The organism is Limosilactobacillus avistercoris, from assembly GCF_014836425.1.
In the GTDB taxonomy this organism is placed as follows: domain Bacteria; phylum Bacillota; class Bacilli; order Lactobacillales; family Lactobacillaceae; genus Limosilactobacillus; species Limosilactobacillus agrestimuris.
Genome location: NZ_JACSQW010000023.1, coordinates 22,793 through 29,981, shown reverse-complemented (window position 1 = coordinate 29,981; position 7,189 = coordinate 22,793). Strand labels below are relative to the sequence as shown.

The window sequence follows — 7,189 nt, the reverse complement described above, 5'->3', positions numbered from 1 at the left end:
AAAGGTCTTTAATGGTGTCGCTAAACTAATCCAAGAAAGAAGGACCTTTATGGGCACCACTATATTATCATTTCAAGATCGAGTTGTCATCGAAACTTTGCACAAAGAACATTATTCTTTAGGTCAAATTGCTAGTCGCATTGGATTTTCTCGAACCACAGTTTTTAAAGAATTACATCGATTACCTGGATCTTATAATGCCCGAAGGGCAGAAAAACAGCATCGTGATCAAATCACTCAACGTGGAGCTAAGTCACACTTTACTTCAGGATTAAAGCAATATATTGAGGATAAGATACTAATTGAAAAATGGTCGGCAGAGCAAGTAGCACATACACTACAGCTGAGCTTTAAAACCATCTATAACTGGATTGATCAAAACAAGCTAGAAATCAGTTTAAGCGATCTTCCTGACCATGGTATTAGGCGCCATCGAGCTAAAGAAACTCGTGGTACTTTTTGCCATGGACGTTCAATTGATACACGTCCTCGTGAAGTAGCACAACGAACGACCTTTGGTCATTTCGAAGCAGATACCGTACTTTCAGGTAAAATGAAGGGGCAAGCAGTCGCTACTTTCACAGAAAGATTAAGCCGCTTAACAATCGTTCAACGTTTAGATGGGCGTGACAGTCAATCAATGACTAAAGCTATTATTACACTGGCCCGTCATCTAGGCGCCAATTTAAAATCACTGACTGTTGACCATGGGAAAGAATTTGCCAATTATCATCAAATCGAAGATTTGATAAACAAGCCAATGTTTTTCGCACACGCTTATTCTCCTCATGAACGTGGATCCAATGAAAACAGGAATCGAGTTCTCCGCCGATTTATCCCAAAAGGCAAGCATATTGAACAAATATCCAATGATGAACTAATTGCAATCAATTGGTGGCTTAATTCGAGACCAATGAAGTGTTTAAATTGGCAAACACCAATTGAAGTCTTTTTTAGAAACTTACATGATAATTGTTAACTTATTTCTTGCAATCTCCCAAATTCTAGGTGTATTCTCATTAAAATATCATTTTATTTCAGGAGGTTTTTATATGCAAAAAAAACGCGAAGCTGCAAGTGATTTTCTCCAACGATTGGGTCAATTTGGTAAAACTGGTGATACAGGAGTAACCCGTCCAGTGTATACCGACGCGTGGATTGCTGCTGTTTCTTGGCTCCAAAAAGAAGCTCAGGCTAAAAGAATGGCTGTCAGCGTTGACACAAATGGTTCAACTTTCATGACCTATCCTGGCAGTGAATCAACTGAGATTATTGCCGCCGGATCGCATATCGACTCTGTTGTCAACGGTGGCCGATATGATGGTGCTTATGGGGTTGCCGCTGCTTACCTAGCAATGACTGATTTGTATGCAGAATACGGTCAACCCAAGAAAACAATGACTGCCGTTGCAATTAGCGAAGAGGACGCTGCTCGTTTTCCTACAACCTTTTCCGGCTCTAAGCATTATGCACAAGTCGATGAAACGGATCCTAATCTGAAAGACTCTGATGGAATTACTTTCGAAGAAGCTCGTTCACACGCTGTTTCTGCTTTACCATCATTCGTCACTCGTCAGGATCAGCCACTTCCCAGCGAATGGTTCGAATTACATATTGAACAAGGCCCAGTCTTAGATACCACTGGCACCCAACTAGGTGTAGTTTCTAGTATCTGTGAGCTCAAACGCTTTAACGTCACTTTAACTGGACAAGCCAATCATGCTGGAACGACCCCACAGCACTTACGTAAGGATCCGATGAAAGCAGCCGCACGAATGATTACCGCTTTAGATAATTATGCGCAAGCAGTCGGTGAGCCCCTCGTTTTCACTGTTGGCAATCTGACCGTTGAACCCGGTGCGTCTAACGCAATCCCTAGTCGTGTCACCTTCTCCATCGATGTCCGCCATCCAAAAAAAGCAGCCGTTGACGCTTTCGAGACCAAACTCAATGAAGAAATCGCTTCATTAAATAAGGTTGATGGCCACATTGACTCTCTAATGGAACCTTACCCTGAAGTAGTCATGGACAAGCGTCTGCAGGACCAGTTTTCCGAAATTTGTGAAAAAAAGGGATATAGCTATCAAGTCATGCCCTCCGGTGCTGGTCATGACACGCAAATCATGAACCGCCAAGTCAAAACTGCAATGCTTTTCGTTCCTAGCCGCGATGGCATCAGCCATTCTCCATCAGAGTACACGGCCCCTGCAGATCTAGAACGAGGGATTGAAGTCCTAAAGGCACAGTTGTACCTCGAATGCTACTAAGTGTTTTTAAATATCGACTATTTTCTATCAGATATATACTTCAGACTGACTGTATGAAATTTACTAATAATTGAGGCAAATTCTATAATTAATCCGAACAAAAATAAAAAAAGGCCCAAAGCAATCTCTTACAATGGTAGTAGTTAATTCCAACCAGCTATAAGGAGTGATTACTTTGGGTACTTCTACTTTATCACGTTTTCAACGTGGTGCGCTAGCTCAACTGGTCAGTGAAGGCCATCATACTTACCAAGATATGGCTGACGCCTTAGGCGTTGCTAAATCAACTATTAGCTATGAATTAGATCGGGTCAAACCCTATGATCCTGAATTAGCGCAACAAGACGCAGATCATAAAAGGCGGGCTTGTGGTCGCCATTCGATTCTAACGCCATCATTGACAATTTTAATTACCAACCACCTACGTTTAACTTGGTCACCAGAAGCGATTGCGAAAGCTTTTAACCTGAGCACCGCTTCAATTTATAACTGGCTTAAGCTTGGCTGGTTACCTTTCAACTTGGCTGATCTACCTAATCGCAATGTCCGACAGCGCCGAGCTAATGAGCATCGTGGCACATTTACAAGTGGGACTTCCATTGAACAACGACCAAAATCTGTCAATCAGCGATTAGCTTTTGTTCATTGGGAAGTCGATACGGTACTTTCTAGCCGAGGTCAGTCACGAGCATGTTTGGTCACTTTTGTAGAACGTAAAACCCGGCTTCTATGGGCTATCAAAGCCCCTAATCGCACCGCCAAGACCTTAAATGATACCTTTGGAAAGTTTATGGGGACCTTCGGTTCCCAAGTGAAATCTATAACTGTTGATCATGGTAAGGAGTTTGCCGATTATCGATCCATAGAACAAGACTATCAGATTAAAGTTTATTTTTGTCACCCGTATTCACCATGGGAACGGGGATCCAATGAATATTTCAATCGACGGTTACGTTGGTTTTTCCCGAAAAAGACTAACTTTGACCAGATAACGACTGATGAAATCCTGGCAGCACTTGAGCTTATTAATCAACGACCATTAAAAATCCATCATCAACAGACTGCCATTGAAAGTTTCCGGGCTTGTTCGGATTAAACTTGTAATTTGCCGTTTAAAATACAAAAATGGCATTGGTATAGAGATGAAAAATCTCTAACCAACACCATTTGGTGTAGAACCTGTAAATTCGGACATGGTTGCAAAAATATTTTGCAGTCATGTCTTTTTTTGATTTATCACCTGTGCTCTTAAATTTCAAAATATCCTAATATGAAGCATTCACTGAACACTTTATAATTAGATTCGAAGAGACTATATTAATCAAAACTTTTAAAAATTTTCGGTACTGTTTTTAATCTATTTACTGAAAGTATCAAAATAGTGTCTTTTTTCTAAACGTATATTGTAATATTTAAGTTAACAGTTAAATAAGTGGACAAGAAAACCCATAAAGGTCTTTAATGGTGTCGCTAAACTAATCCAAGAAAGAAGGACCTTTATGGGCACCACTATATTATCATTTCAAGATCGAGTTGTCATCGAAACTTTGCACAAAGAACATTATTCTTTAGGTCAAATTGCTAGTCGCATTGGATTTTCTCGAACCACAGTTTTTAAAGAATTACATCGATTACCTGGATCTTATAATGCCCGAAGGGCAGAAAAACAGCATCGTGATCAAATCACTCAACGTGGAGCTAAGTCACACTTTACTTCAGCATTAAAGCAATATATTGAGGATAAGATACTAATTGAAAAATGGTCGGCAGAGCAAGTAACACATACACTGCAGCTGAGCTTTAAAACCATCTATAACTGGATTGATCAAAACAAACTAGAAATCAGTTTAAGCGATCTTCCTGACCATGGTATTAGGCGCCATCGAGCTAAAGAAACTCGTGGTACTTTTTGCCATGGACGTTCAATTGATACACGTCCTAGTGAAGTAGCACAACGAACGACCTTTGGTCATTTCGAAGCAGATACCGTACTTTCAGGTAAAATGAAGGGGCAAGCAGTCGCTACTTTCACAGAAAGATTAAGCCGCTTAACAATCGTTCAACGTTTAGATGGGCGTGACAGTCAATCAATGACTAAAGCTATTATTACACTGGCCCGTCATCTAGGCGCCAATTTAAAATCACTGACTGTTGACCATGGAAAAGAATTTGCCAATTATCATCAAATCAAAGATTTGATAAACAAGCCAATGTTTTTCGCACACGCTTATTCTCCTCATGAACGTGGATCCAATGAAAACAGGAATCGAGTTCTCCGCCGATTTATCCCAAAAGGCAAGCATATTGAACAAATATCCAATGATGAACTAATTGCAATCAATTGGTGGCTTAATTCGAGACCAATGAAATGTTTAAATTGGCAAACACCAATTGAAGTCTTTTTTAGAAACTTACATGATAATTGTTAACTTATTTCTTGCAATCTGCCAACATGAATCAAACAAAGGACAATTAACATGAAACAACTAGTACTACCAATCAAAGACAGTAATGTTCTACATGAAGTTGAGGATACTTTACTCCATAATTTCAAAGCTGGCCGCCGTAATTACACCATCTTCCAAGTTGGCAAGGCTACTCTGCTCCGAGTGTCTGATTTATTAGCTCTGAGACGCAATGAAATCTTCAATAATGATGGAACTATCGCTAAAAATGCTTATATTCGTGATAAAAAGACCGGAAAGCCCAATATTTTGTACTTAAAACCAGTAAAACAGGATCTAATATACTACTTTCAATGGCTAAACCAAAAAAATATCTACTCCGAATGGCTTTTCCCTTCAACTAAACACCCAGATCGTCATATTACGGAGAAGCAATTCTACAAAATTATGGCCAAAACTGGTGATCTGCTCGGTATTGATTACCTCGGTACTCATACAATGAGAAAAACTGGAGCTTATCGGGTCTACACGCAAACTCATTATAATATCGGTCTAGTAATGTCACTCCTCAACCACTCATCAGAAGCAATGACCCTCAAGTATTTAGGACTGGATCAAGTCAGCCGTGAACAAATGCTCGATGAAGTGAGGTTCGATTAAGATTTTTCACCTATTGTTATACTCAAATATTGTCGATTTATCTGGTTGATATTTATCAAGCATTTTAGATAATATTTTTTCTAATGGTATCAAATTTTCCTCTAACCATAAGGCATCTGGAGGCAATACATACACCTGTTCTCTTTCGGGTATTTTACTATTTCTCTTATTACGACGCTCTTCTATAGCATCTAACACATAATTATGAGCACTAATAAGATTTCCATGAATATCACCATTACCTTTAATAGTAATTGAATTGCCTGGAATAAAGTCTTCTGGTTTATAACCAGCTAATTCCAAAAAATAAATTGCTTTTAATATCCATAACCGATATTGGTGCTTAACTGCTAAATTACTTGGTAATTTCTCCATATTATTCAAAACTTCTTTCTTATTTTATTCTACTACGTAATGAGTAAAGTTTACTAAGTGTATAAAAAGTATTGCTTAATCAGCATACGTCTTTACATATACGATTAAATCGTATATACTGATTGTGGAGGATATATATGTGTAATAAAGTAAAATTTATCTTTGGTCAGTCTTTTATGGAACAATGGTATGCTTGTGGCTTAACCAAAGAAAACCGACAAGAATTAATTGATGATATTTCTTATTATCTACGTAATGCTCCAGATAATAACCACGGTAAGAAGTTTCCTGGTGCTATTATTGAAGGAACTGGGGGAGCTATTAAATATCGCTTCACTCCAGATAATTATCAAAAGGGCAAAAGTGGTAGTTTTCGAACAATCTACTTTGTTTATGATGCTTCAATCAATCACTTATTCTTCTTGACAGTTTATCCTAAGAATAAGAAGGCCACTTTATCTAAACGAGAAAAGCATTTAATTAAGAAATTCATTGAAGCTAAAAAACGTGATAGGAAGGAGAAATAATTATGGCATCAATTATTGAAAATTCATTGAAAGAATACCAAGACTTTTTAGATGGAAAAGATACTAACGTAGAAGTTATTGAAACATCTATTCCTATAAGGCCAGAATTTGACGGTAACGTTATCAAAAATTTGCGAAAGCAAATAAACGTCACTCAAAAAGGTTTAGCTGGCCTTATTGGTGTTTCTCCCCGGACTGTAGAATCATGGGAAATGGATCGAACTGAACCAAACCGTTCATCACAAAAACTTCTAACCCTTTTAATTAGAAATAATTCCTTAGTAAACGAACTACGTTTAATCTAAAATAACTTAAAGGAGAAATTTAAATGGATAACGATTTTTTAGAAGAAATGCTTGAAATTTTAAATCCCTACGTTGGTACAGAAGAAGGTAGTGGAAGTAATGAAGGGGCCGTATATGGAAACTACATCGAATGGCCCGACTTAGAAACTCTTGAAGACGATCAACTAAATCAACTAGCAGCTTATTTTGATATTGATAGTGATAAATATAGTGAAGATGAATTAGTAGACCTTTTACGAGAAAAAGGAGTTCCTGAGGGCACAAGTTATGAATATGATGCTGATTTTCCTGATAGTGCAAAGTACTATAATTGTTAAACTAAAGGAAACCTTTTTCACTAAAAATAAATTGATTAATATTTCAATAATTCAAGGAGGTAATTATAATGAGCGAAACAGAAGAACTAAAAGCATTTAAGCAAAAGCTCGAATTAAAATATGGTCGTTTAGCAAAAAAACGTTTAGCAAAGTTATCCAAAGTTGCTAAGCTAGATAAACAATTAATTGATATGACTGATAAAGAATTTGATCAACAATTAAACAATTGGTTTAATCAAGATAATTCCAAAAATATTCATGGTGAACAACAATTACAAGAACATAATAATCAACAACCATTTTAAAATTAGAGTTCATTACGTAAGTTTTGAA

General features: G+C 37.5%; 10 protein-coding genes. 9 read left to right on the top strand and 1 reads right to left on the bottom strand.

Going from position 1 to position 7,189, the window contains the following annotated elements:
* Positions 1 to 49: 49 nt before the first annotated feature.
* The 5 genes from H9564_RS07805 to H9564_RS07785 all read left to right on the top strand — a co-directional run bounded on the left by H9564_RS07805 (position 50) and on the right by H9564_RS07785 (position 5,332).
* A complete protein-coding gene (locus H9564_RS07805) occupies positions 50 to 979 on the top strand; it encodes an IS30 family transposase (RefSeq protein WP_152743069.1) in 930 nt (309 codons plus the stop codon).
* A 73-nt stretch (positions 980 to 1,052) separates the two neighbouring features.
* Positions 1,053 to 2,267: a M20 family metallo-hydrolase gene (locus H9564_RS07800; protein ID WP_191684915.1), complete on the top strand. Its 1,215-nt coding sequence runs from the start codon at positions 1,053 to 1,055 to the stop codon at positions 2,265 to 2,267.
* Between the two features lie 175 nt (positions 2,268 to 2,442).
* Positions 2,443 to 3,363, top strand: coding sequence for an IS30 family transposase (locus H9564_RS07795; protein WP_191684914.1), 921 nt, complete (start codon positions 2,443 to 2,445; stop codon positions 3,361 to 3,363).
* Positions 3,364 to 3,766: 403 nt separating this feature from the next.
* A complete protein-coding gene (locus tag H9564_RS07790; RefSeq protein WP_191684913.1) occupies positions 3,767 to 4,696 on the top strand; it encodes an IS30 family transposase in 930 nt (309 codons plus the stop codon).
* A gap of 48 nt (positions 4,697 to 4,744) precedes the next feature.
* Positions 4,745 to 5,332 carry a site-specific integrase gene (locus H9564_RS07785; protein ID WP_191684912.1) on the top strand — a complete coding sequence of 196 codons (588 nt, stop codon included), beginning with the start codon at positions 4,745 to 4,747 and terminating at the stop codon, positions 5,330 to 5,332.
* Positions 5,333 to 5,338: 6 nt separating this feature from the next.
* Here H9564_RS07785 and H9564_RS07780 read toward each other — a convergent pair whose 3' ends face one another.
* Positions 5,339 to 5,707 carry a hypothetical protein gene (locus H9564_RS07780; RefSeq protein ID WP_098039535.1) on the bottom strand — a complete coding sequence of 123 codons (369 nt, stop codon included), beginning with the start codon at positions 5,705 to 5,707 and terminating at the stop codon, positions 5,339 to 5,341.
* A 137-nt stretch (positions 5,708 to 5,844) separates the two neighbouring features.
* Here H9564_RS07780 and H9564_RS07775 point away from each other — a divergent pair, with 137 nt between their 5' ends.
* The 4 genes from H9564_RS07775 to H9564_RS07760 all read left to right on the top strand — a co-directional run bounded on the left by H9564_RS07775 (position 5,845) and on the right by H9564_RS07760 (position 7,161).
* The gene (locus H9564_RS07775; RefSeq protein ID WP_085719885.1) at positions 5,845 to 6,234 is read left to right on the top strand and encodes a type II toxin-antitoxin system RelE/ParE family toxin; all 390 of its coding nucleotides are present in this window, start codon (positions 5,845 to 5,847) and stop codon (positions 6,232 to 6,234) included.
* A 2-nt stretch (positions 6,235 to 6,236) separates the two neighbouring features.
* The gene (locus tag H9564_RS07770; RefSeq protein ID WP_085719886.1) at positions 6,237 to 6,539 is read left to right on the top strand and encodes a helix-turn-helix domain-containing protein; all 303 of its coding nucleotides are present in this window, start codon (positions 6,237 to 6,239) and stop codon (positions 6,537 to 6,539) included.
* Between the two features lie 23 nt (positions 6,540 to 6,562).
* The gene (locus H9564_RS07765; protein WP_085719888.1) at positions 6,563 to 6,856 is read left to right on the top strand and encodes a hypothetical protein; all 294 of its coding nucleotides are present in this window, start codon (positions 6,563 to 6,565) and stop codon (positions 6,854 to 6,856) included.
* Positions 6,857 to 6,924: 68 nt separating this feature from the next.
* Positions 6,925 to 7,161, top strand: a complete 237-nt coding sequence (locus H9564_RS07760; RefSeq protein WP_098039534.1) for a hypothetical protein — start codon at positions 6,925 to 6,927, stop codon at positions 7,159 to 7,161.
* The last annotated feature ends 28 nt before the right edge of the window (positions 7,162 to 7,189 follow it).

What these genes read in the sequence shown, in the direction of transcription:
- H9564_RS07785 (WP_191684912.1), top strand. Translation starts at nt 4,745, where the DNA reads ATGAAACAACTAGTACTACCAATCAAAGACAGTAATGTTCTACATGAA.
- H9564_RS07775 (WP_085719885.1), top strand. Translation starts at nt 5,845, where the DNA reads ATGTGTAATAAAGTAAAATTTATCTTTGGTCAGTCTTTTATGGAACAA.
- H9564_RS07780 (WP_098039535.1), bottom strand. Translation starts at nt 5,707, where the DNA reads ATGGAGAAATTACCAAGTAATTTAGCAGTTAAGCACCAATATCGGTTA.
- H9564_RS07790 (WP_191684913.1), top strand. Translation starts at nt 3,767, where the DNA reads ATGGGCACCACTATATTATCATTTCAAGATCGAGTTGTCATCGAAACT.
- H9564_RS07800 (WP_191684915.1), top strand. Translation starts at nt 1,053, where the DNA reads ATGCAAAAAAAACGCGAAGCTGCAAGTGATTTTCTCCAACGATTGGGT.
- H9564_RS07765 (WP_085719888.1), top strand. Translation starts at nt 6,563, where the DNA reads ATGGATAACGATTTTTTAGAAGAAATGCTTGAAATTTTAAATCCCTAC.
- H9564_RS07770 (WP_085719886.1), top strand. Translation starts at nt 6,237, where the DNA reads ATGGCATCAATTATTGAAAATTCATTGAAAGAATACCAAGACTTTTTA.
- H9564_RS07805 (WP_152743069.1), top strand. Translation starts at nt 50, where the DNA reads ATGGGCACCACTATATTATCATTTCAAGATCGAGTTGTCATCGAAACT.
- H9564_RS07760 (WP_098039534.1), top strand. Translation starts at nt 6,925, where the DNA reads ATGAGCGAAACAGAAGAACTAAAAGCATTTAAGCAAAAGCTCGAATTA.